This window comes from Rahnella ecdela (genome assembly GCF_019049625.1).
Lineage (GTDB): Bacteria > Pseudomonadota > Gammaproteobacteria > Enterobacterales > Enterobacteriaceae > Rahnella > Rahnella ecdela.
In genome coordinates, this window is sequence record NZ_JAFMOY010000045.1 from 1 (window position 1) to 483 (window position 483).

The following is a 483-nucleotide window of genomic DNA, read 5'->3' on the forward strand; positions in this document are numbered from 1 at the left end:
TCCAGCTGGTACCGTCTTTGCGGCGGCTTAGCAGCTGATTAGGTAAAGGCGTGGTGAGCAGCGAACCGTTTTCAATGATGAAATCTGGCCACTGTGGCGGCGGGTTAAACCAGGTATCTGTCCAGAATGTGACAGTGACGCGCAGCGGCTGTCCTGGCACCACATTGTCGGGCGCGACCAGTTCGCGGGTGATATCCATCGCGGCGCGTGCGGGTAAAACTGTCAGCAGCAGGATCAGCAACAGGCCTTTCATGGCGTGGTCTCCTGATGTGAGCGGTAGAGATTTTCCAGCAAACCGGCAGGGGAAACATCCAGATTGTCGTACCACTGGCCGATCTGCGGATCCGCACTGGCAACGGGCTGAATATCCTTCTGATTTACGCCCTGATTTTTCTTCAGGTCATATTTGATATCGTCGGGTTTATAGTCCTTTTCCTTGCCCTGTGCGGCCTGCCGGTCTCGTTCCTGCTGACGTAGTGTCAT

At 55.1% G+C, this 483-nt stretch carries 2 pseudogenes; both read right to left on the reverse strand.

The features are described from left to right. Positions 1-253, reverse strand: a pseudogene (locus tag J1784_RS00205) (oxygen tolerance domain protein); the annotation flags it as partial. Next, positions 250-483, reverse strand: a pseudogene (locus J1784_RS00210) (hypothetical protein); the annotation flags it as partial. The pseudogenes J1784_RS00210 and J1784_RS00205, both read right to left, overlap by 4 nt.